General features: G+C 53.2%; 17 protein-coding genes. 9 read left to right on the top strand and 8 right to left on the bottom strand.

What is annotated here, in order from left to right; all coding sequences use genetic code 11:
- Positions 1–693: 693 nt before the first annotated feature.
- The gene (locus tag RC85_RS13770; RefSeq protein WP_068263744.1) at positions 694–873 is read right to left on the bottom strand and encodes a hypothetical protein; all 180 of its coding nucleotides are present in this window, start codon (positions 871–873) and stop codon (positions 694–696) included.
- A 289-nt stretch (positions 874–1,162) separates the two neighbouring features.
- On the bottom strand, positions 1,163–3,061 hold the full coding sequence (locus tag RC85_RS13775) for a glycerate kinase type-2 family protein (RefSeq protein ID WP_068263747.1): 1,899 nt from the start codon (positions 3,059–3,061) through the stop codon (positions 1,163–1,165).
- 47 nt (positions 3,062–3,108) lie between these two features.
- On the opposite strand from RC85_RS13775, the gene RC85_RS13780 reads away from it, so the two are divergent.
- A complete protein-coding gene (locus RC85_RS13780) occupies positions 3,109–5,583 on the top strand; it encodes a DEAD/DEAH box helicase (RefSeq protein WP_068263750.1) in 2,475 nt (824 codons plus the stop codon).
- A 252-nt stretch (positions 5,584–5,835) separates the two neighbouring features.
- Positions 5,836–6,846 carry a zinc-dependent alcohol dehydrogenase family protein gene (locus tag RC85_RS13785; RefSeq protein ID WP_068263753.1) on the top strand — a complete coding sequence of 337 codons (1,011 nt, stop codon included), beginning with the start codon at positions 5,836–5,838 and terminating at the stop codon, positions 6,844–6,846.
- Between the two features lie 14 nt (positions 6,847–6,860).
- On the opposite strand, the gene RC85_RS13790 is transcribed toward RC85_RS13785, so the two are convergent.
- Both RC85_RS13790 and RC85_RS13795 read right to left on the bottom strand, forming a co-directional pair.
- Positions 6,861–8,444, bottom strand: coding sequence for an MBL fold metallo-hydrolase (locus RC85_RS13790; protein ID WP_068263756.1), 1,584 nt, complete (start codon positions 8,442–8,444; stop codon positions 6,861–6,863).
- A 167-nt stretch (positions 8,445–8,611) separates the two neighbouring features.
- Entirely contained in the window at positions 8,612–9,784 is a 1,173-nt protein-coding gene (locus tag RC85_RS13795; protein ID WP_068263759.1) for a hypothetical protein, read from the bottom strand.
- A gap of 251 nt (positions 9,785–10,035) precedes the next feature.
- Here RC85_RS13795 and RC85_RS13800 point away from each other — a divergent pair, with 251 nt between their 5' ends.
- Entirely contained in the window at positions 10,036–11,088 is a 1,053-nt protein-coding gene (locus RC85_RS13800; RefSeq protein ID WP_068263762.1) for an alpha/beta hydrolase, read from the top strand.
- Positions 11,089–11,124: 36 nt separating this feature from the next.
- Here the strand turns inward: RC85_RS13800 and RC85_RS26280 are convergent, their stop codons facing one another.
- A complete protein-coding gene (locus tag RC85_RS26280) occupies positions 11,125–12,072 on the bottom strand; it encodes a trypsin-like serine protease (RefSeq protein WP_084422650.1) in 948 nt (315 codons plus the stop codon).
- Positions 12,073–12,629: 557 nt separating this feature from the next.
- Entirely contained in the window at positions 12,630–13,760 is a 1,131-nt protein-coding gene (locus tag RC85_RS13810; RefSeq protein ID WP_068263772.1) for a hypothetical protein, read from the bottom strand.
- 220 nt (positions 13,761–13,980) lie between these two features.
- Between RC85_RS13810 and RC85_RS13815 the strand changes: the two genes are divergently transcribed.
- Together RC85_RS13815 and RC85_RS13820 are read left to right on the top strand one after the other, a co-directional pair.
- Positions 13,981–15,243 (top strand): HD-GYP domain-containing protein, encoded by a 1,263-nt coding sequence (locus RC85_RS13815; RefSeq protein WP_160148229.1) that lies wholly within the window; start codon positions 13,981–13,983, stop codon positions 15,241–15,243.
- 305 nt (positions 15,244–15,548) lie between these two features.
- Positions 15,549–17,006: a Gfo/Idh/MocA family protein gene (locus RC85_RS13820; RefSeq protein WP_068263779.1), complete on the top strand. Its 1,458-nt coding sequence runs from the start codon at positions 15,549–15,551 to the stop codon at positions 17,004–17,006.
- 13 nt (positions 17,007–17,019) lie between these two features.
- On the opposite strand, the gene RC85_RS13825 is transcribed toward RC85_RS13820, so the two are convergent.
- A complete protein-coding gene (locus tag RC85_RS13825; protein ID WP_068263783.1) occupies positions 17,020–17,988 on the bottom strand; it encodes a DUF368 domain-containing protein in 969 nt (322 codons plus the stop codon).
- 143 nt (positions 17,989–18,131) lie between these two features.
- On the opposite strand from RC85_RS13825, the gene RC85_RS13830 reads away from it, so the two are divergent.
- The 4 genes from RC85_RS13830 to RC85_RS13845 all read left to right on the top strand — a co-directional run bounded on the left by RC85_RS13830 (position 18,132) and on the right by RC85_RS13845 (position 22,100).
- A complete protein-coding gene (locus RC85_RS13830) occupies positions 18,132–18,923 on the top strand; it encodes an undecaprenyl-diphosphate phosphatase (protein WP_068263784.1) in 792 nt (263 codons plus the stop codon).
- Between the two features lie 148 nt (positions 18,924–19,071).
- The gene (lexA, locus tag RC85_RS13835) at positions 19,072–19,671 is read left to right on the top strand and encodes a transcriptional repressor LexA (RefSeq protein WP_068263785.1); all 600 of its coding nucleotides are present in this window, start codon (positions 19,072–19,074) and stop codon (positions 19,669–19,671) included.
- A 159-nt stretch (positions 19,672–19,830) separates the two neighbouring features.
- Positions 19,831–20,721, top strand: a complete 891-nt coding sequence (gene asd / locus RC85_RS13840) for an archaetidylserine decarboxylase (RefSeq protein ID WP_068263788.1) — start codon at positions 19,831–19,833, stop codon at positions 20,719–20,721.
- A complete protein-coding gene (locus RC85_RS13845) occupies positions 20,718–22,100 on the top strand; it encodes an enolase C-terminal domain-like protein (RefSeq protein WP_068263790.1) in 1,383 nt (460 codons plus the stop codon). The genes asd and RC85_RS13845 overlap by 4 nt, the downstream gene beginning before the upstream one ends.
- Before the next feature lie 183 nt (positions 22,101–22,283).
- On the opposite strand, the gene RC85_RS13850 is transcribed toward RC85_RS13845, so the two are convergent.
- Positions 22,284–25,496: a mechanosensitive ion channel domain-containing protein gene (locus RC85_RS13850; RefSeq protein ID WP_235033464.1), complete on the bottom strand. Its 3,213-nt coding sequence runs from the start codon at positions 25,494–25,496 to the stop codon at positions 22,284–22,286.
- Positions 25,497–25,708 lie beyond the last annotated feature (212 nt).

Consider the following 25,708-nt stretch of genomic DNA (forward strand, 5'->3'; position numbering starts at 1 on the left):
CTCGGTTTCGCGGCTACGCCGCGAAACCGAGCCAGAGAATTGGTGAGAGATAACGCTGCCATCCGGGGATTTACATCCCCGGCAGAGAGCTTCCGTCCCTCCGGGACTATTCACTCAGCCATTATTAATGGTGACATTTTCAAAAAAGACCGGCAAAGAGCTTCCGTCCCGCCGGGACTATTCACTCAGCCATTATTAATGGTGACATTTTCAGAAAAGACCGGCAGAGAGCTTCCGTCCCTCTGGGACTATTCACCAGCGTTATGATCGCGGATCGATCAACGACAATTTGCATTGATTTGTTCGACTTCGCTCGGGATGGGTGACGACACCAATCCGGCAGTAATTAATGCGACGTCCCGAGCGAAAGGCGACACCTATTCCCAGCTCGTTCCTTCGTTCGTTTAGCCGCGTTGGGCATCGCCCCGCGCGTTCGGGGCTGCACGACGCGCGGGGCGATGCCCACGCGGTTAAACAGTTTAGAAACCCTTCACGACGCGCGGGGCGATGCCCAACGCGGTTAAACAATTTAGAAACCCTTCATGGTGTTGGGTTCGGTCGCTCGATCGGCCGGCGCTGGACTGAACCCTGGCGGGATTAGCTACGGTCAGTTGGTGGGTGAAATAAAAAAAACGCCTGGTAACTTTCGTTGCCAGACGGTTTAAGGTTTCGTTGTTTATTGACCTAAGGCTTCTATTCGCCAGCCGGTTCTTCGGTCATTGGCGTTTCGGCCGAGGTGGTGGTGTTGCTGCTCGGTTCCACCATTTCTGTCGATGTGTCGACTTCCGGTGGTGCTGGTGGTGCACAGCCAAGTGTGAAGGTGAGTGCCAAGGCAGCAGCGGTAACGGAAACAAAACGGAAGGCAGATTTCACGGCTCAGATTCTCCTGGTTCGGTAGTTCAGTCTGGTAATTTAGATTGGTAACTCATCGCGTCTGTCAATCTAGTTTAGTCCTATCGTCAAAAATGCAACAGCGGATTGCCGTCAAATTGCATACTGATGGCTTTCCAGTGACCCGTCAGGTCAACGCAATCCGAACTTTCTTCGACAAAACCTCGAATGCAGCCCGCATATTTTACCAGTGGATTGATTCGAGTTCGCTTTTCGTCGATTCATTCAAAAGGCCTGGTCACGAATAAATCAGTGGGTTGGCGAGCTGTTTTTATAACGATCGACTTCGGAAACTCTGTCGCCATGAACATGTCACTACGCTCATTTGTTGCCAAGCACATGTTGCTGTCTCTATTGGCTGCCGCGTCGATAGCGGCAACGTCCACCGTGGCATCGGCACAAGAATCGAAAACCAAGACTCGCTCGGACGCGATCGATCGAATCCAGTTGTTCGATTCGCTAGAAGACAATGGTGGAAGCGGTCGTACGCTGCCGTCAAACGTTGAAAGACGAACCGCCAGCGAAATTCGTCAGGACCGAGCGTTGTATCGATCACGCCAGCGAATGCTTCGCCATGAACACAACTTGTGGATGGGCTACACACCATCGCGGCCACAATGGAGCGGCGTCCCGACGATGAATAGCCGCTACCGGCGTCCGACAATCTACGTACCGGTTTATGTTCGCTAGGAACTTGTACTTTGCGACTTAGGAACGAGCGGGAAATTAGTGTCGCCTTTCGCTCCGCGAAAGTAGCGAATCCGCTGCTTTCGCGGAGCGAAAGGCGACTATGAAAAGTAGCACGTTCCTTAACCAAGCCAACGCGAATGTCGCAAACGTTGGTTCCCGTTGGGCCCGTCATTAACAGCCCGCCGGTTGCTTTAAAGAAGTGATAGGCATCGTTCCGCCGCAAATGGTCAGCGATGTTCAGCGACTGACTTTCTGCCGATCGATGAACATTCGCATCGATGAACGCTCCCGCCGCGTCGGTCGGACCATCTTCGCCATCGGTACCGCCGGATAGAATGACAACGCGGCCCCATTCTTGTTGTGACAGATCATGCGTCAGTAATTGTTGGTAAGCCGCCAACACCAATTGTTGATTGCGTCCACCTTTGCCACGCACATCGCTGGGTGCGAGCGTGACGGTTGGCTCGCCACCGGTGATCAAACAATCCGTTCGATGAGCATTCGGGTCGGCTCTCAGCATTTGCACCACCATGTCAGCCAAATGACGGCCGACGTCCTCCGCTGGCCCTTCGCTTGACGTCGCCGATTGCATCACATGGTTGTAACCGAGCGACTCGGCAACGATTCCAGCTTCATCGACCGCCAAAGCGTTATTGCCCAACATCACCACGGTTGATTCGACGAGGTTGGAATCTGCGACAGGCTCCGGTGCATCTTCCAGACATTGATAAATACTCTCGCTAAGCGTTCGATCAGGATCGAACTTGGCCAACACGGCAAGTGCATCGGCTGTACTGGATGGATCCACCACCGTTGGGCCAGACGCAATTAAATCGACCGGGTCACCCAGCACGTCGGACAACATCAGTGTGACCAGATGCCTGCCACGGCAAGCTCTTAGCAAACCGCCGCCTTTGACTTTGCTTAAATGTTTACGCACCGTGTTCAGTTCATCAATCGTCGCGCCCGATCCGCTTAAATGGCGAATGACAGAAAGCTTGTCATCTAGTGAAATGCCATCGGCCGGCAAGGGTAACAACGCACTGCCGCCACCGCAGATGACCGCCAGCACCAAGTCACGCGGCCCGGCGGATCCGACGATTTGCATGATCTGTTCGGTGCCAAGAATCCCGGCCGCGGTGGGTTCGTTGACTGATGCAGGCCGGGCCGGATGAGTCACGACGCCCGCAATGTCTTTCTCAGTCCCCTCGGGCACGTTGACCCATCCGCTGACCGGTCGCCAATCGCCGATTTGACTGACCAGCCCGTCTGCCATCGCTGACGCCGCCTTGCCGGCACCGACAACGATGACACGATCAAAATTGCGGCCGTCGAAATTGTGACCGCTGATCCACAATTCGCCGCTATCTTCGTTGCTATCTTCGCTGACCACCACTTCGCGAATCACCAGCGGTCTTGCCAGCACCGCAGCAACACCCGCGTTCCAGATCTCAATTGCATCGTCTTTTGCAGTTCTCATTTTGCCAAGTCTATCATTGGCCCCGTCGCTTGCACTATCCTCTTTACATGACTGCATCCAACGACAATCCGACACGCGACGACCTGGCCGCCGAGTACTTTGATCTGCTGGCGTTCGATCCGTATCCCGTTCAAGAAGAAGCCCTGCTGGCCCACTTTGCCGGTGACCCCGACCGAGGCGATCAAGGCGTGCTGGTATGCGCACCGACGGGGACCGGCAAAACGCTGATCGCCGAAGCAGCCGTCTACGAAGCACTGCGGACCGGCAAACAGATGTACTACACGACGCCGCTGATCGCGCTGACCGATCAAAAGCTGGACGAACTGCGTCAGTCCGCCGTTCGCTGGGGATTCCCCGCTGACAGTGTCGGTTTGGTAACCGGTAATCGCAGCGTCAATGCTGATGCACCGGTGCTGGTGGTTGTGGCCGAAATTTTGCTCAACCGTCTGCTGAACCCCGACGCGTTTGATTTCAGCAACGTGACCTCCGTGGTGATGGACGAATTCCACTCCTTCAATGATCGCGAACGCGGCGTCGTCTGGGAATTGACGCTTGGCTTATTGCCCGCGCATGTCAGAACCATGTTGTTGTCCGCCACGGTTGGCAACGCGTTGGAGTTTACATCCTGGCTGGCGCGTGCCCACAATCGAAAATTGCAACTCGTTGTCGGCACTGAACGTAAAGTTCCGTTGTCTTATTCGTGGATCGACGACGAAATTCTGCCCGACTTTGCGGAACGCATTTCCGCCGGCGATGAACAGATGCGTCAAACGCCCGCGTTGATGTTCTGTTTTTCGCGAGCCCAATGTTGGACGACAGCGGAATTGCTGAAAGGCAAAAGCGTGATCGATAAGGAACGACAGAAGACCATCGTCGATTATTTAGCCGACATCGACATGTCCGAAGGTGCCGGTCCCAAACTGAAGGCGATCTTGATGCGAGGCGTCGGGGTCCACCACGCCGGTGTATTGCCTCGTTATCGCCGCGTCGTCGAGGATCTGTTTTGCAAAAAACTACTGGCGTTCTGCGTTTGCACTGAAACACTGGCAGCCGGTATCAACCTGCCCGCCCGCAGCGTAGTCCTGCCAAGCTTGTTGAAGGGACCGCGAGACAAAAAGAAACTCTGTGAGATTGCGTCGGCTCAACAAATTTTCGGCCGCGCCGGTCGCCCACAATTTGATGACCAGGGCTACGTCTTCGCGTTGGCTCACGAAGACGACGTCAAGTTAAACAAGTGGCGAGAGAAGTACGATTCAATCCCAGAGGACACCAAAGACCCGGGCTTGATGAAGGCGCGGAAGCAACTGAAAAAGAAGATGCCCAAACGGCGATCCGGTGAAACCTATTGGACGCAGGGACAGTTCGAGCAACTGCAGACTGCCGAATCAGCGAACCTGGAAAGTCGCGGTCGGTTGCCGTGGCGGTTGTTGGCCTACCTGTTTGGACGCGATGCAAACGTCCAACCGATTCGTGATATGGTCGGTCGTCGTTTGTTGCCACCCAAAGGAATCGAGGAAGCTCAGCGTGATCTCAATCGGATGCTGATCACATTTTGGACGGCCGGTTACATCGAACTGGAACCCAAGCCACGCGCGGCAGCAGCGAAAAAAGGGCCTCCGAAAAAAGGCGAGTTTTCTGAGAAGAAAGAAGGCACCGGTGGTCTGTTCGGCGACATTCTGGATCAAATGAAAACGGATGAAGAACCAGAGAAGGAAGAGTCCGAGGCAGACGAAAATTCGGATCCGGATTTGATCCAAAGTCGCGGCTACGAGGTCGATGATTATCGGCCGGAAAACGCGACGCCGACCGAAAGTTTGTCGCGATTGGTTCACCTGCGAAGCATCCATCCATTGTTGGGCGTCTACATTGCTGACCAGTTGGCGGCGGCGGATCCGAATGAGCGGATTGCGGTGTTGGAAAGTGTTCTGCAGGTTCCTGGCAGTGTGGCCAGGTATTGCCGCATGCCGTCGCTCGATGACATGCCAGCGGGCGACTTGGCGACGATGCGGTTGGATCCTCAGTTGTTACAGCTAGGTTTGGCGACGTCGGAAGAACTTGGTGCGAAGTCGGGTGAAGAAGACGAGGTCAAGGATCGCGGGTTTGGTCGAGTGATGTTTGAAGAGCCACGGGTTTGGCCGTTGACGATCGGCGAGAAGGTGTTGCGAATGTTCCAGCACGAATTTCCTCGCGTTCACGATGTGTCGATCACACCGGTTTGGATCGTGGGCGAATTGGCTGAGTTTGGATTTGATTTCAACAAATACGTGACCGCTCGTAAGTTGCAAAAAGAAGAGGGCATTCTGTTTCGTCACTGCTTGCGGATGATCATGTTGCTGGACGAAATGGCCAACATTCCTCCGTTGGAATCGACCGTGGAAACCTGGGAAGATCCGCTGGACGAGTTGGCCGACAAGTTGACCGCAGCGTGCCGGAAAGTAGATCCGCAAAGCACTGAGGAAACACTGGCAGACCCCGAGGTCCAAGATGGTGAAGAATTGATCGAGAAAGGCCGCCGCAATTAAAGTCATGTTAAAACGTAGCTGATCCCGCTAGGGTTCAGTCCACAATCGACTGATGCTCGACTGAACCCTGGCGGGATCAGCTACGGTTGGGATCAGTTCGTGCGACTTTTTATAGTCGCCTTTCGCTCCGCGAAAGAAGCGGATTCGCTACTTTCGCGGAGCGAAAGGCGACACTAATTTCCCGCTCGTTCCTTAGTTGGTACAGGGTTTGCCGTATCTGTCTGAAAAACGCACCTACAAAAAGGAATCTTGATGAAAAGTTGTCTTGTAAAAACTGACGGCGGAATTGATGCAATTGAAACGGTCGATCAACCTGAACCCGATTGCCGCCCCGGAACCGTTAAGATCCGAATGCGTGCGGCATCGTTAAACTATCGCGACCTAAGCGTTGCGGCGGGCGGCTACATGCGCAACGATACGCGGCCTGTCGTGCCGCTGTCCGATGGTGCTGGTGAGATTACCGAAGTCGGTGACGGGGTGACACAGTGGAAGGTCGGTGATCGCGTCAGTCCGATCTTTGTGCAGAAGTGGATTGACGGTTCGGTCACCGACGCGATGCTGCGATCGTCACTCGGTGGAGGCATCGATGGTGTGCTGACAGAGTCCATTGTGGTCCCTGAGCAGTCACTCGTCGCCATTCCGGATTCGATGTCGTTCGCCGAAGCTGCGTCGATTCCGTGTGCCGCTGTCACAGCCTGGCACGCGTTGTTTGAGGTGAATCGGTTGGTGGCAGGGCAAACGGTTTTGTTGTTGGGGACCGGTGGAGTTTCCATTTACGCGTTGCAGTTGGCGAAGTCCGCCGGTGCTCGCGTCATCATCACCTCGTCAAGCGACAAGAAACTAGAACTCGCAAAGTCGTTGGGGGCGGATCAAACCGTCAACTACCAGACGCATCCCGATTGGCATCGCGAAGTCAAGTCGCTGACCGATGGCGTTGGTGTCGATCACGTGGTTGAAGTCGGCGGGCCTGGAACGCTAGAGAAATCAATCAAGAGCACCAAAGTCGGTGGCAACATTCATCTAATCGGAGTCCTGGATTCACCCTCGGCAAAGATCAGCCCCATGCTGAGCGTGTTTAACTTGTTGAACATTCGAGGAATCTACGTCGGCAGTCGCACGATGCACGAGCGAACGATTCAAGCGATGACCGCCAGCGAGATCAAACCAGTGATTGATAAGTCGTTTGCTTTTGATGACGCATTAGACGCCTACCGTTACTTCGCCTCGCAAAAACACGTTGGCAAAGTCGTGATCGAGTTTTGATCAGCAAGGCCTAGCTAACCCTGTTTCAGAACTTTCCCCAAGTCCTGCATCAGCTTTTGTCGCTCGGTTGCTGAATCTGCGGCTTGCAACTGAGAACTTAGATTCAAGATGAACTTGGCGTACTCGTTGTGCCAGTCGAATTCCAATTGGTCAACGGGAATACGCGGCTGAGGTCGTTCCGACGAATGAGCGGTCCCGCCGGCGACAAGCTCGAAACTTTCGTCGAAGCCGGGCAGGAAAATCTTGTCGGCATCGATTCCTTTTGTTGCCATCAAGTCCTTCAACACTTGCCGTGATTTGTCTTCGCCATGATTTAGAAACAAACCGCCGTGGACAGGACCACGTTCGACCAACCAGTTGACCAATTCCGGCTGGTCAGCGTGTGCAGAGTAATTCCCAAGACGCCGAATATCGGCTCGCACCTGATACTCTTTGCCGTGAATACGGACCTTTTTGGCACCGCCCGTAATGATCGCCCCCAGCGTACCAGGCGATTGATAACCGACGAACAGAATCGTGGATTCGGGACGATAGATATTGTTCTTCAAATGGTGTTTGATTCGGCCTGCGGTACACATTCCGGAAGCCGAAATGATGATCGCTCCTTTTTTGACCTTCTTGATCGCTTTACTTTCTTCGACGCTTTCGGTGATGTTGAAATTTGGGTGGCGGAACAGTTCCTTTGAATCGATCTCGATGTCTTCCATGCTGCCAGCGAAATCGATGAAGACTTCGGTCGCCTTACCTGCCAGCGGTGAATCGAGATAGACGGTGGCGTCGGGAATTTCACCTGAATCCAACAAGACGGCGATGTCGTGCAGCAGTTCTTGGCTCCGTTCGACTGCAAACGAAGGGATGACGACGTTGCCGCCTCGGCTGAGACCTTTCTGCAACTCTTTTTTCATTGCCGATCGACGAGCCTCCAGCGTGTAGTCTTCGCGATCTCGGTTTCCGTACGTACTTTCGCAAATCACATAGTCGTAACCTGCGGGTGCGTCGGGTTCAGGATGAAACGCTTTTTCCTCTGGCCCCAAGTCCCCCGAAAACAGCATTCGAATCGTCTTGCCCGCTTCGGCAAGTTCGACTTCCGCCGACAACGAACCAAGCAAGTGGCCTGCGTTCCAGAACCGAACGCGGACTGCATCGGTTGGATTGAACCAGGTTTCATAGTCGAAAGTTTTTAGCTGGGTGAGAGTTTGCTTGGCGTCGTCGATCGAATAAATCGGTTCAACCGGTTTCTGACCACGACGTTCTGCTTTTCGATTTTGCCGTTCGGCGTTGGATTCTTGAATGTAGGCGGAATCAAGCAACATGAATTCCAGCAACCGTGCCGTCGCCGGCGTTGTGTAGATCGGTCCGGTAAAACCGGCTTTGGTCAGCTTTGGAAGCAGACCGCTATGGTCGATGTGTGCGTGGGTCAGAATCAGGAATTCTGGTTTGGAAGCATCGAAAGGAAACTCGCCAAGGTTCAATTGCTGGGTCGTGAAGTTGCCCTGAAAGAGGCCGCAGTCAACCAGAAAGCAAGCGGATTCCGATTCCACACGCGAACACGATCCGGTTACCGTGCCAGCGGCACCACAGAATTGAAGCGTGGCCATAAAACATCCTTTAATCGAGATTAGGTTCATGCAAGTGAGCCATGAATCTAACTGAGGGAATAGCGTCACGCTACGCAGGTGGGATGGCGAGCGACGCAGGTGAGCCGCAGGCATCCGGGTGCTCGCGCATCCGGCAGGGAGCTGCCGGCCCTCCGGGCCTAACGAATCTACGATCCATTGGTCGGTGTTGGCGAAATCATTTCTGCGATCCGCAGCAAACTCTTGTTGCGGTTGGCTTCCTGGCTTTTCGGAAACCCAATTCCTAGAATCGTAAACCCAAACATCGCATGCGTTGATGCTTGAGGGAAACCGACTTCCGCCAGCGGCACGTCGTTCAAGATCGCAATCGTGGCAATGGCAACATCACGAACTTGAGTTTGGATCAATTGTTGTTTGCCATAACCTGCTTCGCCGGTCACACGATTGTCGGTTAGCAAGTTTTTGAGCGACGCGGAATCTTTTGCGTCACCGAAGCGAGCGATCGTTTGCATCGACACTACCAACGTTTGCATGTCGTCGGTTTCGCTGAGCGTTGAGATTGCGATCGGCAATGCCTCGGGGACATCCCACTGCATCGCCTTTGTCAACGTTTCCACTCGGCCGGCCAACGTACATCGCGAAACCCAGGAACCGATCAAGCTGCGAAGTCCGGGTTCCAGCCTCGGATCGCGACGCATTTGCTGGGCGGAAAGTCGGTCCAGCACGCCGACGATCGTGTTCTCGTATCCAGGCGAAAAAGAAACCTTTGGATTGAAGGCCGGCAACAGCAATGCGATCGTGTCAGCCCTGCTGGGATGTTGTCGTTTGACGAACATACGGTTTTGAATCTTTGCATCGACGATGTCCATCGCTCGTTGCAGTTCCTTTGCATCCTGACCCAAACTTCGCAGCAGATCAGGGTGCTCCAAATGGACTTCCACAAAAAGCTCGCGAGCCGTAACTGTGTCGCCCATCAACTCACCGAAGCGATTCCATCCTTCAAAGTCAACCTCTTGGCCGGCCATGAAGCGATCAATTTTGGCCTGAGTGTTGGATTCAGTAATCTGTTTTACGAGCCCAGAAATGCGATCGCGGACTTCAGGATCTTCGGTTGATTTTTCTCGCTTGGCTAGAACCGCCAAAGCGGGTGTTCCCATTTGCATCAGCGCGGTCGCAGCACGTTCGCGGCTGGCAAATTGGTTGGAACCCAATTGAGTGACAAGATTTTCAATTTTCGTTTGCTGTTCGATACCTACATCGATTGAGTCTGCAAAGACATCTTCAGCGTGAACATTTTGAGAGAAACCGCAGATTGATCCTGAAAGCATCAAAACGATAATGAAGTTGGTTCGGAAATTCATCAATGGAATGCCTGCGTTGTAAACTCGGTTTCTCTGACGCAATTATAGGCACCCGGCTTGCGATGCTGAAAGGCGAACATTTCAGTCTGCGGTCCGCAAACGACTACTTTTGGACAGTAATTACTGCGTTAACCACTGGGTTAACCACTGGGTTAACCACTGGGATAACCATTGGGAATCCTGGTTTGACCGGTGCGGCGCATCGGTTTAATGTGAAGGAAGATGTTCTTTACCTCATACGAGACTCCCGAATGCGTGCTGCCGAAAGAATTCGACCACTTCCTTCCTCGGTGATTTACCGTCCTGAAGTCGCTATGTTTTTTATGATGGTCGCGGTCGCTGCCGTGATGGTGATGCTTTCCGGTGTCGCTTCTGCGCAGGCCCCCAAAACGCCGCCAGGCAAAGAGGCACCACCAGAAACGAAACCTGCAAAACAACGCCCATCGCCTACGCAACGACCGACGAAACGCAAATCAAAAGAGGAAGACGAAAAGCTGAAGCCAAGACCTGTCATCCTGAAGACAAAAGACGGAATCGAGGTTCGGTCGTTTTACTTTCCATCAGACAAAGGCAAGGAAGCGATCCCCGTTTTGATCGTTCACGAGTGGAGGGGACAGGCGAGTCCTTATTTGCAATTGGTTCTGGCGCTGCGTGAAGCGGGTTGTGCGGTGCTCGTTCCCGATTACCGAGGCCACGGTGGCAGTATGGTTTACGTTGACCGACGCGGAAGAGAACAAAAGTTTGATGTCGCACGGATGGGGAAGCGTGACGTCGGAAACATCATTGCAATGGACTTAGAAAAGGCGAAGGGGTTCCTGAAAGAGGAAAACGACGCTGGTAATTTGAACTTGAATGCACTGGTCATCATCGGCATCCGCGAGGGCTGTATTTTGGGGACAACCTGGGCAGCCCGCGATTGGAGCTTCCCTAGCATTGGTGCGATGAAGCAAGGGCAAGACGTTAAGGGCATCGTCATGGTGTCGCCGGACAAGCAGATCAAGGGAGTGCCGATTGATCCCGCGCTAAAGGATCCAAATATCCTTCGCTTGCCCATTTTGATCATTGGCGGATCCACCAACCCCGAAGCCAAAGAGACTCGCCGAATCGCCAAGCGAATCGAGGGCGTCAAAACACGAGTCGGCGGCGGCACCGCACCAGGTTTCAAACTCGAAATGATCGATACTTCGCTAACTGGCCCAGCATTAGTCAACGAAGCATCAGAAGTGATTCCGACGATCGTTGACTTCATCAAAGACGAAGTAAGGATTTCAGATAACGAAAATCCTTGGATCCAACGCAACTAGAAACGACATAACCAGAGGGGCTTCGAGAGTTATTAGTCAACGACGACGCTTCAAGAGTGACCCCACGACGCCCATACAAAGCAATATTGCAGTGCCGGGTTCGGGGACGGCGTTGGTGACGATAAAGCTTCGGATTTCTGCAGCATGATTGCCGACGTAGCTGACGCCCGTGCCCTGAACGGTTCGGCTAATTTCGTTGCCATCTTCATCTTCAACAATGTCCAAGAACAACGCACTATTCACGCCCAGCAACAGCAACTCACCACCATCGTCGATAAACAATGGAGCGCCTGAATCGCCACCTCTGGCGTGAGACTCGAATCCGCCAGCAGTGGAATCGTATTGCAAAAACAGCATGTCAGAATTTGTGTTGTTTTGGAAATCAACATTGTCCACAAATCCGGATATTCGATTACGTCCCCAAGCTTGGGCTGCCTTGTTGCCCACAGGCCGGTTTCTCGAAAATCCAGACATGTAAGCGTTGACATTTTGGAAACTACCTGCCGTGGTCACGGTACCTGAGGGAGTTCCTGATGGCGTGAAAAGGAATTCGTCAGCGATTTCGTAGGTCTGAAAGTTTGACGGCAGGTTTGCGTTAAGCCTCAATAATGTCAAATCGGTCTGGATGGACGAGCCAGGCGTGTCGCCAACATTTTGAGTCCCAATAACACTCCTAACTTGAGGTGTCTCGGAGGTGTCGTTATTTGGATAAAAATACAACTCAGTTGGGGCAAAGTGTCTTGCCGTCAACACGACATTTGGGCTGATTAGAGTTCCCCAGCCACGGGTGTTTCCAGTTCCATCTGAATGACCCACTCCGCTCAAATCAAAACCGCCAGCGATAAAACTGGGGTGGTTGGTAAAACGGTCATTCGTGTTGCTGGTAAATCCATTAATTTGAATGTCAGCAAACGAACTAGATTGCAAGCTTAAAAAAATGATAGTCGCAAGTAAGAGGCAAAAGGGGGACTTTGGTCTAATCATGGTTCACCTACGTTTAATCGGAATAAGATCGCGTACACCTTGTTTGATTATGAGCGGGATCCGACATGCATGAGTGGAAAAACTTGGCGGAAATCAACGTTTACACCTCAAAAATTTGTTAACTCGCACGTGAACTTGTTTGACCCCGGTACTTTCCCGTCAGTCGAAAGCCGTATTAATGAACGGATAAAAGGCTTTTCTGAATTTTTCAACTGCTTTGTTTTCATCGTTCCTCAATTATCGCCTGTCGCCCCCCCCACAATTTTTATTGAATTGATGGTTCTGCAAAACAGTTTCGTAAACGACGTCTTTCCAAATCGCTTAGGAACTGTCCTGAATTAACTTCCCGATTTATATCAGCCCATGTCGTTTAGCCGCGTGCCCAACGGGTCGCGCGAATCGCACGTAGCGTGCGGGGGGGATGCCCAACGCCGTGACGGTTTTCTAAACCGTTTAACCGCGTGGGCATCGCCCCGCGCGTTCGGGGCCGCACGACGCGCGGGGCGATGCCCACGCGGTTAAACAAAAAACCGGGAAGTTATGTCGCGACAAATCTCTTAGCGAAAATCTGCGTCGGCTTGTTTTGAATACAGGCTGATGCAAGCCCAGATGCCGAGTGGGAATATGAAGCAACCAAAACAGGGAATCGCTGCTACCGCCGCGCCCGTGCGAGCGCTGCTGATTCCGCGCTGGCGAATCATGTTGATTCCGCCAATCAGCATCGGGATGGAAAGTCCGATACCGATGGCCAATCCGCCGATCGCTTGACCCAATTGGTAAGAGTTCAACGAGTCGAAACCAACCTTGGTGAACACAAAAATTAAGCCGGCGAGTCGTAGCAAGGACATCACGAGCAGAAACGTTCCCCAAAGCGAAATGAATACACCAGGAATGACGTACTTTGCGTTACTCGGTGGGCGACCTTGATGCGGGCTGTGCGGTTGCGTTTGATTTGGTGCGGCGTAGGGATTGACGTTTGTCTTTGCGTTTCCTGCGGCGTTCGGTTGTGATGGCGACGGCAGTTGGACGCTTTCAAAGACGGGGTCGGGAAGCGGAAGCGGATTGACGTCGGCGGCATCCATGGAAAAGGGCTTCGCAGGTTCGTCCGGAATTACTGATTGTTGGCCGACTGAAAACTGCTTCGAGCATGAACCGCAAGCGATCAGTGTGCCATCGGAAAATCGAGCAACATTGACGTTGGCTTTGCAGTACGGACATGCCTGCAGGAGTTTCACTTCCGGTGGCTTGGTCTCTTCTAACACCGGCTCGGGTGTAACAGGGCGTTTTGTAACGTTCTGCTTTGATTGCGCCTTCGCCAGCACGGCCTCGAAGTGCTCCATGACTTGGCTTGCAGGACACCATGCACTCTCACGTCCGATCTTTGCTTCCAGGTTTTCAATGTTCTTACTCGACAATAGATCGTACGCTCTTGCAGGAGTGAACGGTCCGACGGTTTGGTGTTTGCCCCGATTGTCTCGCGAACGCAGGTAAACGCCGTCGCGATCCAACTTTTCTAGCTTGGCGATAATCGCGGACGCCCGCACCCAGTCGCACTCACCTTGCCGAACAAACACATCGCCAGACGCGAGTTGCATCAATCGTTTTCGCATCTGCGATTCGGTCATTGGCACCGACACGACGCCCAGGTGCCGGATCTGCCATTCGTGTTTTTGTGGGACTGGTTCCATGGAAAAATTGGGCGAAAACGGATCGGCTTAAAACGGAGCGGCTAAAAAATGAGGTGCTTAGGTAAAATTTGCTGCAGTGTGTGATTGTAACGAGGACGCGAGATCAGTTTCACGCTTGGCGAGCAAAATCTGTATCGATTTTGAGGGGACCGGATAATCGAATCAAACTGAACCCTACCGGGCGGCGATAATCAATAGAATGAAATGCAGGCGAGTCGAATTGAGTAAATTAAAGATCGGCGCGGTGCTAACATCCGCGATCGTTGACCCTGCGCAGCCGCGTTTGAAGCTTTTGGCGGCCGGAGTCAGGATTGACGAACACGTGATTGAGCGATTGGTTCAGCGTGGCATTGAAACGGTGATTGTTTCGGAACGCGACCTCGCCAGGTTGTCTGCATTCGTGCCGCAAGGGCGACGCACCAAGGTGCCACCGCCACCCGCTTACGTTCGGTCAACACTGCAGAACGATGGTTCAAAAGAGGTAGACCAACTGTTGCTGTCTGCGGATCAATCCAAGGCGGAAACGTTTGACTTGAAAGCTGACAAAGCGATCGCCGTGCAACCTGATCGCCGTCCGGGATCACCGTACGCGGATGGTTTGCAATCGCAGTGGGCGACCGAGTGTGACAATCGAATCGACGTGATGGTTGATTTTACCGAAGATTCAGTCCGTGGAAGTGGTGCGTCAGTTTCACCGCTGATGGACATCAGCAGCGAGCTTGTCGATCGTTGGGTCGAAGATGCCGACGCACTGGTTGCATTGGCAACGTCGCCCTATCAATCGGATTATCCATCACGGCATGGCGTTCATCTCGCTTCGTTGGCAATTGCGATCGGTGCCGAGATGGGATTGGATCAAAAGGCGTTAATCGACCTTGGTGTTGGCTGCCTGATTCACGATGTTGGGATGAGGTCGGTTGGTGTTGGATTGTTCGACACCAAGGATGCATTGACTGATGGCCAACTTCGGCGTCTAGCGGATCATCCTGTTAAAGCGATCGATATTGCGACACGATTCGGCGAGAAAGTTTCGATGGTGTCGCGTTTAGTGCTGTACCAAATTCATGAACGATGCGACGGCAGCGGATATCCACGCGGCTACCAGGCGGAACAAATTCATCCGCTGGCAAAAATTGCCGCCGTGGCTGATGCGTTCGTGGGAATGGTTAGCACACGAAAACACCGTTTGGCGATCCAGGGTTATCGTGCCAATGTGGCGTTGCTGCAGGAAGTGAAACAAAAACGGTTTGATGCCAACGTTGTTCGCTGTTTATTGAAAGCCACATCGTTGCATCCGATCGGCAGCGCGGTCCAGTTGAATAACGATCACGTCGGTCGCGTGATTCGCAGTGGCGGAGACGATTTTGTTCGCCCTACGATTGCGATGTGGAAACCGAGTCACGGCGAAACGGATACGTCCATTGTCGATTTGGCTCAGGAGCGACAAATCCAGATTACTCAGTCGTTACCGGCAGCAGCTTAAGAAGCTGATTTGCAACGCAGCAAATTGGGCAAGCTGCACATTTCCCTATTCGCCAGCATGTAGGCCGTAGCGAGCCATAGCGAGTTACGGCAATTTGCGCAATGCCGTAACTCGCTATGGCTCGCTACGGCCTACTTTCTGGTTCCCAGGCGTAGCTGATCCCGCCGGGGGTCAGTCGAGCTTGATCCGGTCGTGGACTGAACCCTGGCGGGATCAGCTACGTTTGAAAACCGTCTCGATGGAATTGGGTTATAATCAGTGGCGAAATTGATTGTTTCTGCCAACCCTATTCCAAGTGCCAAGCAATGAAAAAGCCTGCTAACGTTCTTTCTCGCCGTCACTTCATGGCCGCCTCTGCCGCGTTGGGCGTCACCACGTCGTTGGCTCCACGTAGCTTCGGGGCAAGTACTGCGGACGATATCAACGTCGGTTTCATCAGTTGCGGCGGACGTGCGATACAGTTGATGCGGCAATTCAGTGAAGTCAATGGCGTCAACATCGCTGGGCTTTGCGACACCGATCAGAATCGATTGGAACGAGTCGGCAAACAGTATCCCAAGGCCCAGCAGTGGAAGGATCTGCGAGATCTGATCGCTTCGGATTCGATCGACGTCGTGGTGGTCGCGACGTGCAACCATTGGCATTGCTTGGCAACGATCTGGGCAATGGAAGCGGGCAAGGATGTGTACGTTGAAAAACCTTTGTCGCACAGTCAATGGGAAGGCCGACAAACGGTCAACGCTGCTCGCAAGTACAACCGAGTCTGCCAAATCGGGACTCAGCAGCGGAGTGATCCGATGCAGGCCGAGATCAAACAGTTTTTGCATGAAGAAAAAGCTCTCGGCGAGATCAAGTCCGCACGAGTAAACCGTTACGGGATCCGACGCCCCATCGGTAAGACTGACACGCCGTTGAGTGTCGATTCAAATGTTGATTACGACCTATGGCTTGGTCCGGCGCAAGACCAACCGATTTATCGTCCCAAGCTGCATTACGATTGGCATTGGAATTGGAACACCGGCAGCGGTGAAATGGGCAACTGGGGCGTCCACGTGCTCGACGATGTCCGCAACAACGTGTTCCAGGATTCAGTCGCTCTGCCACATCGCATTCTGGGTGGCGGCGGCCGAGTGTCATGGGAGGACGCGGGTGAAACGCCCAACGTTCACTTCACCTACTTTGATACCGGTTCGATCCCAGTGGTGATCGGACTGACCAACTTGGCCATCCCACGTGGCGGAAAAACGGTGCCCGAGCATCCCGGCCCCGGTTCGGGCTACATCGCTTATTGCGAAGGTGGCGAGCTTCGCGGCAGTCGTGGTGCGGGCATCGCGTTGGACAAAGACGGGAAGACGATCAAGACGTTTACAGGAACCGGTGGCAATGTCCAGCACCAAGCCAACTTCATCGATGCCGTCAGGTCACGCGACAGTTCCATGCTCAATGCAGATGTCGCGGTAGGTAACGACAGCACCGGTTGGTGCAATCTAGCCAACATTTCCGTGCGTGCCGGCGAAGCGTTTTCAGCCGAGCGTGCCGAAGCGATTTCGCTGGACAAATGGAACGAACTGCTGGGGCAGATGGGCGACCTGGTTCAACAGCATGGCCTCGAACTAACCGACGACGCAATCAAGCTAAGTCCAATGCTTGAACTCGACGCGGCGACCGAGCAGTTTGTCGGCGACAACGCAGAAGTAGCCAACGCAATGTTGAAACGAGAATACCGCAAGGGCTACGAGGTTCCCGAAATCTCGGTTGGGTAAACGCGATCAACGTCTATTCCTTAACCGTTTGCCCTGTCTTTTCGATCGCGATCACGGCGATCATGGCTGCGATAGCCAAACCGACCAGCGTCCATAGGTTTCCGTCCCAATTGGCGGGCGAGACATACTGCATGACTCGCAGTTTTAATTCTTCGCTTGCGGTTTCCGCCGTTGGAATCTGCAGCGGCCATAGCTTTCCGATGCTGCCGATCATCAACCCCATCAACGTCGCCATCGTCACGTTGTGATGATGTTCCAGCATCCATTTCAACAATCGCGAAAAAGACAACAGCCCCACGATGCAACCGCAACCGAACACGGCAATCTGAGTCAACGAATCCGCCGTGATGTTTCCTCGCGCGGCGTCTTTAATCAAACCAGTGACCGAGTGATAAACGCCTAGCAACAACAGCACGAACGCACCGCTGATGCCCGGCAAGATCATGGCGCAAATTGCAATCGTCGCAGAGAAAAATAGGTAGGGAAGACTGGTGTTCCCCTGGGCCATCGGCATCACGGTGATCCCGATCGCTGCAATGATTCCAATCGCAAGTGCCACCCAAGTGCCGATCGACCAACGATTGATGTACCCCATCACAACCCAAACGCTGGCGATCATCAGCCCCATGAATACCGCCAACGTTTCCGGCATGTAGACGTCAAGCAAATAATGCATCACGCCGGAAAGCGTCGCCACACCGATGCCGATTCCCAGCCCAAGTGCGACCAAGAATCTGCCGTCGAAATGTTTGAACGCTTGCGTCCATTGCCGAGACATCACCAGACCAGCGAAGGTCGAATCAACGCTGCTGATTGCAGAAACGAGCTGGTGATAGTGACCCAGGATAAGCGCGACGGTGCCACCGCTGACACCTGGAACCGTATCGGCGGCACCCATGCAGAATCCGCGGATCACGTTGACGATATCGCCGGTCATTCCGCTGGATGGGGTGGCGTCACTAGTCGTTACATCTGGTTTCATCGTGATAACGATTACCTTTCGCTGATTCGTTCTTTGCAACAGTCGCTTTTAGGAACATTGGGTTACCACGACTTTGAGTTCGATCATACTGTCTGCCGCCCCAAATCAATGTCTAACTTGGCTCGACAAAACAAAATTTCAATATGCAAGTCCTTCAAATCATCCTTCTTGCGGTCGTGCAAGGAATCGCTGAGTTTCTACCGATCAGTTCGTCCGGCCACTTGGTGATTCTGGGTGCCTTGATGGGCAACTTGACCGAATCGCCGACGTTGGAAGTCATCCTGCATGCTGGGACGCTCGGTTCGATCCTGGTCGTGTTCTGGCGAAGAATCCTGAACCTACTTTCCAGCGATCGACGCGTGATTCCGTTGCTGATTATCGGCACCCTGCCCGCCGTTGTGATTGGTTTGACGATCAAAACACAGTTCGAGTCAATCCTGCGGAACCCGATGCTGGCCGGAGCGATGCTGTTGGTGACCGCGACGATGATGTTGATCCTAGGCAAGTTGAAACCGCGCGACGGCGACTATCAATCGCTCAGCTACGTGGGTGCTCTGATCATCGGAACGTTTCAAGCGGTCGCCATCCTGCCGGGAATCAGCCGCAGCGGTTCCACAATCCTGGGCGGTCGATTGCTAGGACTCAAAAATGACGATTCAGTGACTTTCTCGTTTTTGCTAGCGATTCCCGCCATCTGTGGTGCCACAATCCTGACGCTTAAGGACGTTTACGAGCAGATCAGTGACGGACAAGGACTCGAATACTCGATTAGCCACTTGTTGATCGGTGCCGCCGTCTCGTTTTTCGTTGGCATTATTGCCCTGAAATGGCTGATTCGGTGGAGTGAATCAAATCGGCTGCATTGGTTTGCTTGGTGGTGTTATCCGGCCGGCCTGGGCGTCTTGATCGCGGGCTATTTTGGTTATTTCAATTGATAAAATCCGTTTAATCGCTCGATTAAACTTGAAATTTGCATGGACGTTCGTTTAGTTTGTGGTACAATCGATCACACTGTCGTTGTAACCACTGGGCCCCCACTTTCAGTAGACAAAGTTGCCGGGGCGACCTTGCGAGGATGAATAGATGTCGAACAACCTTACTGATCGCCAGCAAAACGTTTACGACATGCTTCGCGACCTAATCGTTAAACGTGGTTACGGACCAACCGTTCGTGAAATTGGTGAACACTTTGGAATCAAAAGTCCCAACGGTGTTATGTGTCACCTTCGTGCTCTCGAGCGAAAAGGGCTGATCACTCGCAGTCCCAATAAGTCACGTGCGATCGAGCTAACGCAAACCGCTGACCGAAGCGGTCACGCAATGCCGATGGCTGGAATCGTCGCAGCGGGCCCAACAACTTTGGCGTTGGAACAAAACGATCGTGTCGATTTTAGCGAGATGCTGTTCAAGGATGATCGATTCATCTTGCAGGTCTCCGGTGATTCGATGATCGAAGCACACATTGCTGATGGCGATTATGTCGTCATTCAAAAAGCCGACAATGCAGAAACCGGCCAGATGGTGGTCGCGCAAACCAGCGATGGTGAAGCGACGCTGAAGTACTGGTATCCAGAAGGACACCGGATTCGTCTGCAGCCAGCCAACGCATCGATGGAACCGATCTACGTTCAAGATGCCAAGGTTATCGGTATCGCCGTCGGCGTCGTGCGTTCGGGCATTTAAGCAACCGGACGGAATTATTTTCCCAAACTCAATCCCAACCCGAATGCGTCAGCGAGGGATCTTGCCTGGTAGGGAATCCCTCGCTTGCGCATTCGGGTTGGGATTTTTTGAGTCCAATCTTATAAAGTTATCTGGGAACAATTCCTAAGCTTTCGACGCGTGGACGAAATTCTTTATCACGATCGGTACCTCGACAAAACCTGTCAAGAAAAAGTTTACGGGGACAGTGCTCTTCGCTGGACCTACGGAACATTGGCCGGTCGAATATCGCTGAACACGGTGGTCAAACGTACCTTGTTCTCGCACTGGTACGGTTGGCGAATGGACCGACCAGGATCGCGCGAAAAGATCGCTCCATTCATCCAGGAATACGGTCTCGATCCCGACGAGTTTGTCGAGCATCCGGATCAGTATGGAAGCTTCAACGAATTCTTCTTTCGCAAACTAAAACCAGACGCCCGGCCGATCGACGCTGATCCAAACTCGGCAGTGTTTCCGGCCGATGGACGTCACCTCTGCGTTCCTGATCTTGCGCAGTGCGACGGGCTGTTCGTCAAAGGCCAAATGTTTGACCTGCCGCAACTTTTGCAAGACGACGGGCTGGCCAAGCGGTTTTCAAACGGCAGTCTGCTGCTGTCGCGATTATGCCCCGTCGATTATCACCGGTTTCACTTTCCCGTTGCCGGCACGCCAGGCCCCACGCGGTTAATCAACGGGCCACTGTTTTCAGTCAACCCGATTGCGCTGCGACAAAACATTCACATTTTCACCGAGAACAAACGCTGCGTGACTGAATTGGAAACGGATTCGTTTGGCACCGTTTTGGTGATGGAGATTGGTGCCACCTGCGTCGGCGGAATCTGTCAAACGTACGAACCCGGAACGGCTGTTTCCAAAGGTCAAGAAAAGGGCTTCTTTCGCTTTGGTGGCTCATCGACCATCATGATCTTTGAACCCGGAGCGATCCGATTCGATGATGACCTGATTCATCAATCCAGCATGCAACGCGAACTCTACGCCAAAATTGGCGACCACATGGGAACGACATGAAAAACAAAATTTCACCGGCCTCGACTGACCTTTATTTTCTGCCCGTCGAAACCCGCGTCCCGTTCAAGTTTGGCCGCGAAATCCTGACCAACGTCACCTGTGCTCGGGTGCGAATGGTAGTTTCAAACGACGAAGGACAAAGTGCCGACGGTTGGGGCGAGACACCTTTGAATGTGCAATGGGCGTGGCCCAGCGATCTGACTTACGGCGAACGCAACGACGCAATGCTGGACTTTTGTCAGTTGCTGGCCGATGCCTGGTGCGAATCCGTTCCGCCAAGTCAAGCAATCGAAGTCGGCCATCAGTTTCTTGAAAACCGATTGCCGGCGTTGTTGTCTGAATTCAACGAATCACGATCAACCGAGGCGATGCCTTGGTTGGCGGCGTTGGTTTGCTGTTCCGCGTTTGACTTGGCGTTGCACGATGCCTACGCCAAACTGATTGGCTTGCCAGTTTTCGACACCTTCACGTCGGAATTGATGGACCACGACCTGTCGCATTACCTCGAACCTGCCGCCGGCACCGACATCTCTTTCGCTGGCAAGTTCCCATCCGATTTTTTGGTTCCACGCAAAGACGATCTGGTCGCCTGCCATCTCGTTGGCGGAAAAGACTTGCTGGACGATCAGGAACGACTGGGCGACGAACCTGACGACGGCTACCCGGTGACGTTGCCGCAGTGGATTGACCGCGACGGCCTGAAGTTTCTGAAGATCAAGCTTTGCGGAAACGATTCAGCCTGGGACATCGATCGCATTGTCCGCGTTGGCAAAATCGCGGTCGCCCAAGACGTGACTTGGTTGACCTGCGATTTCAATTGCACGGTGACAGAGCCCGATTATGTCAACGAGATTCTCGATCTGTTAAGAGACGAGCATCCGCGGTTGTATCAAATGATTTTGTATGTCGAACAACCGTTTCCGTACGAATTGGAACATCATCGAATCGACGTTCACAGCACCGCATCACGCAAACCGCTTTTCATGGACGAAAGTGCTCATGATTGGAAAATGATTCGGATGGGGCGAGAACTCGGCTGGAACGGCGTCGCGTTGAAAACATGCAAGACGTTGACCGGAGCGATCTTGAGTCTGTGTTGGGCGAAGGCACATGGAATGTCATTGATGGTGCAAGATCTGACCAATCCAATGCTGGCTCAGATCCCACACGTGCTGCTGGCCAGTCACGCTGGAACGATCATGGGCGTGGAAACCAACGGCATGCAGTTTTACCCCGACGCCTCTACGCCCGAAGCGGAAATCCATCCAGGACTCTATTGTCGCCGCAACGGAAAGATCGATCTATCAACCATCCAAGGCAACGGCTTCGGTTACCGAGTCGATGAGATCGAGCGAGAGCTTGAAGGGTTGAGTGTGTAGCTCAATATAGCAACGTAGCAACGTAGGCCGGAACAAGCTTAGCGCAGTTCCGGCAATAGCATGTTAGGTTGTTGAATTGCCGGAACTGCGCTGTGCTTGTTCCGGCCTACGGTGTTACCGAACTTAGTCTTTGTAGGCCGGAACAAGCTTGGCGCAGTTCCGGCAATTGCGTTGATGGACGCTCTACGCCGACCGTGCCCGCGTTCGGCTCCGACGCGAATCGTCGCTTTGCGTTCGCATCTCAGGTTGCGAGGGCTGGCTTGACGTCAGCATGTTCTTTTCACGCAAGAACTTGCGAACGGTACTTAGCAAGCTATCGCGGTACCTTTCCGCATTCTGACCTTCCTCGATCCAAGCTCGAACCTCGATCCGCTGCGAGCGTTGTCCGACGCAGACCAACGTTGCTTGGGGTGCGGGCGTCAGCAGCACATCGGGCTGTTCGATGACCAATTCGTGAAGCGTTCGGCAAACGTCCGCAGAACGTATGTCCCGCTTCACTGCCACCTCGATCGGAATCACGCTCAACCGACCCGCTCCCATCCAGTTAACCACATGTTCGCTGACAAAGTTCTTATTCGGCACCACGACTTCGCGGCCTTCGTCATCCGACAAAACCGTCGTGCGAAGCTTCTGGAATGAAACTCGGCCCGTCACTTTGCCAACCGTGATCAGGTCACCAAGCTTGGCCGGTTTTTCAAACAAAACAATCAACCCGCCAAACAGATTACGGACCATGTCCTGCAATCCGAACCCTAAACCGATGGTCAGCCCAACCGCCAACCACTGAATTGTTTGCCAGCGGACACCAATCAAGCTGCAAGCGATCACGCAGCCGATTCCAAACAACAAACATCGCCCCAGGACCAACGAAAAGTGCTCCATCGCTTCGTCGAACGAAACGTGTTGCAAAACAAGTGCGTCGAAGAGGGCGGGCAACAACTTGGCTAGCTGGAAAGCGACAAACAGGGTCGCCGCGGCCATCAATAAATGCATCAAGCGGATATCAGTCGTTTCCATCCGAGTCGCTGCAAGCGATGGGTTGCTGGAATCCAATGCCGCGACCGCAACTTCACTCTGGACCGACCAAACCACCGGGTTCCCCATCCGGACGTTCGGGAAAACATCGACCCACAACCAACCCAAGCAAACCAGTGCTGACAAGATCAGCACGCACTGGCACAGAAACGCCAGGTGATGTTTTAGTTCCAAAAAGTGTTCGCCCAAGGCACCCGTGACCGATTCATTGTCCGCCGGAATCTCGCCGTATTCGTCGAACCGACGCGGTGGAGGTGTCGCGCCGGTTAATCGCTGCCAACCATGCGCACAAACGATCTTGATCGCCGACCACAACGTCGCTGCAACCAAAACGCTGGTCATCGTCACGATCGCGCGTTCAATAAATTCATTTGCCGTGAATCCGTAACCCATCAACGACAGCACAATCATCGCAGCGGGGAAGGCGATGCAGGCCAAGTACATCAAAAACCGCAGGCGGTGAACGACTTTGCTGCCATACTTCGCGATCAGCGGTTCCAGGAAACCACCCTTGGGCTTCAGCGACAAATGTGCCGTCCAAGCGACCAACAACATTGCCAAAATGAACACAAGCCGAGCCAGCGATCCTCGCCACATCCCATGATCGACTGCACCCATGACTTTGACGGTGTATGCAGCAACGACTAGCCCGAGTCCGATGACCGACAAAAACCGCAGTGCGTTGGTGCGTCGTGGCAAATCGATTTCGACGTGCTTGTCCAAGTATCCATAATTGCGAAGCAGTTGCCGCGGAACCTCGATCGCAAACGCGACCAAACTAGCCGCATAAAAACCACCCGATGCATCGAGAGTCGCTTCAGAAACAATCCCCGAACCCAACCAACGCGCAATTACGTAAAAGACCGCTGGAAATGCAATCGCAACCAGCACGGTTAAAAAGCCAGCAGCAACCTTTCGCCATTTCGCGGCAACTTCACGCATTCGTTTTCGGTTTCCAATGCCGATCAACCATGACTTGGCTCGCCAGCGGACGATCAGAATCAGTACCAAACCGATCAGCAAAGACAAACTGCCAGTTGCACTGGAATCGATTTTCCGTTGGAGCGTTGGACCAAAGTCTTCGCTGCGTCGAAAATTGAACAAGGCACCAAATCCGCCGCCAAGATTTCGGAAGTCAGCGATGCTGGCCGGTTCATCGCTGGGGATCCACATCACGTGACGATCGATCAGCTTGCGATAATCGTCCGTCAACTGGTTGGATGCCGTCGTCGTTGAATCGAGCTCGCCAAGCTTTTCGCGGTAGTCGCGATATCCTTGACCGAGAGCTTGCAACCATTGCCCGCGGCGGACCAACAAATCGTGGACCTGAGAAGTGAGGTGACTGTTTTGCCGATTGTTGGAATCCAGATTTGCATCGGCCAGAACCTGTGCTGATTGGACGACCGCATCGGATCCGTCGTAGCGAACCATTTCAAGTTCTAGCTGCTGCTGTCGCGAACGTTTCAATTCTTCGTCGGCGAACAAAATCTCTGAATCGATGACTTTCCAGCGGTCCAATTGCTCGCGTTTTTGCTGCAGCAATAATCCGACCGTGGGCGTTAACCCGTAATTGTTTAGCTTGGTCGTCGCGTCTTCAAAATCTTGCGTGGTTGCAAACAGTTGTGCGTTGGCGTCGTGTACTCGCGTGGCTAATTCGTTGTACGATTCAGCCAGGGCGATCCATTGGTCAGCGAAGCTTGCGTTTTCTAAGCAGACGTCCGCAACCACCGGAGCCGATGTTTCCGCTCTTCGTCTGAGTTGATCAGCCGCCCGCAGAGCTTCTTGGATCGCTTCGATTCGGTAGGGAGATCGACGTTGTTCAAAGGGGATTTGTTGTCGATCGTTGGTCTGCGAAAACGGATTCTCAGCCGAATAACGCGAGCGTGAATCGTACAGTTTGGTACTAGCCAGTTGCGTGTCATCATCAAGTTGGATGAACGATTGCCGATTGTCGCGACGCATCGTTGGCATGCGTCGGTTGTTCGACGAAGCAGTCGGAATTGCTTCGGAGATAATCCGCGAAGGAGTCGATAGCGTTGTGGTTGGTTGCGACGTGACGGGATAAGAATGAGTCGGGTAAGAGGTGACGCCATTCTGGATGACCGGATGTGTCGGCGTTGACGGACCGATCACCCGTTCAGAAATGATCTGTTCTGAATAAACGTGCGGTGAACTAGCCGGATAAGAATGAACAGGATACGAATTGACCGGATAGGAATTCGGGTAAACGATGTTCTGCGCTTGGCTGGATTGACCAACCAGCATCAACAGCACGCCGACCAACATCAGCGATTTGAGTGGGCGTTTCAGCGTATCCAGCGTCTTGCTGGTGCGACCAAGATAGATCTTAATTGAGGTCATCGTGACCGCTTTGCCTGATGGGGGAGTCGTGCGAAGAGAATCCTGTGAAACATAGATAGGAAAATTCGGCAGCAAATTCCACCCCGATCGTGGACCTGGCAAGTTTCGCAGTTTCACGGTCTGCGGGCTTTTAGGGCAAAACGATGGTGGGGCAAAACGATGGTGCGCTGTCTTTCGGTTCGTATTTCACACGATGGCTGCGCACCATCGTT

The organism is Rubripirellula obstinata (assembly GCF_001642955.1).
In the GTDB taxonomy this organism is placed as follows: Bacteria; Planctomycetota; Planctomycetia; order Pirellulales; family Pirellulaceae; genus Rubripirellula; species Rubripirellula obstinata.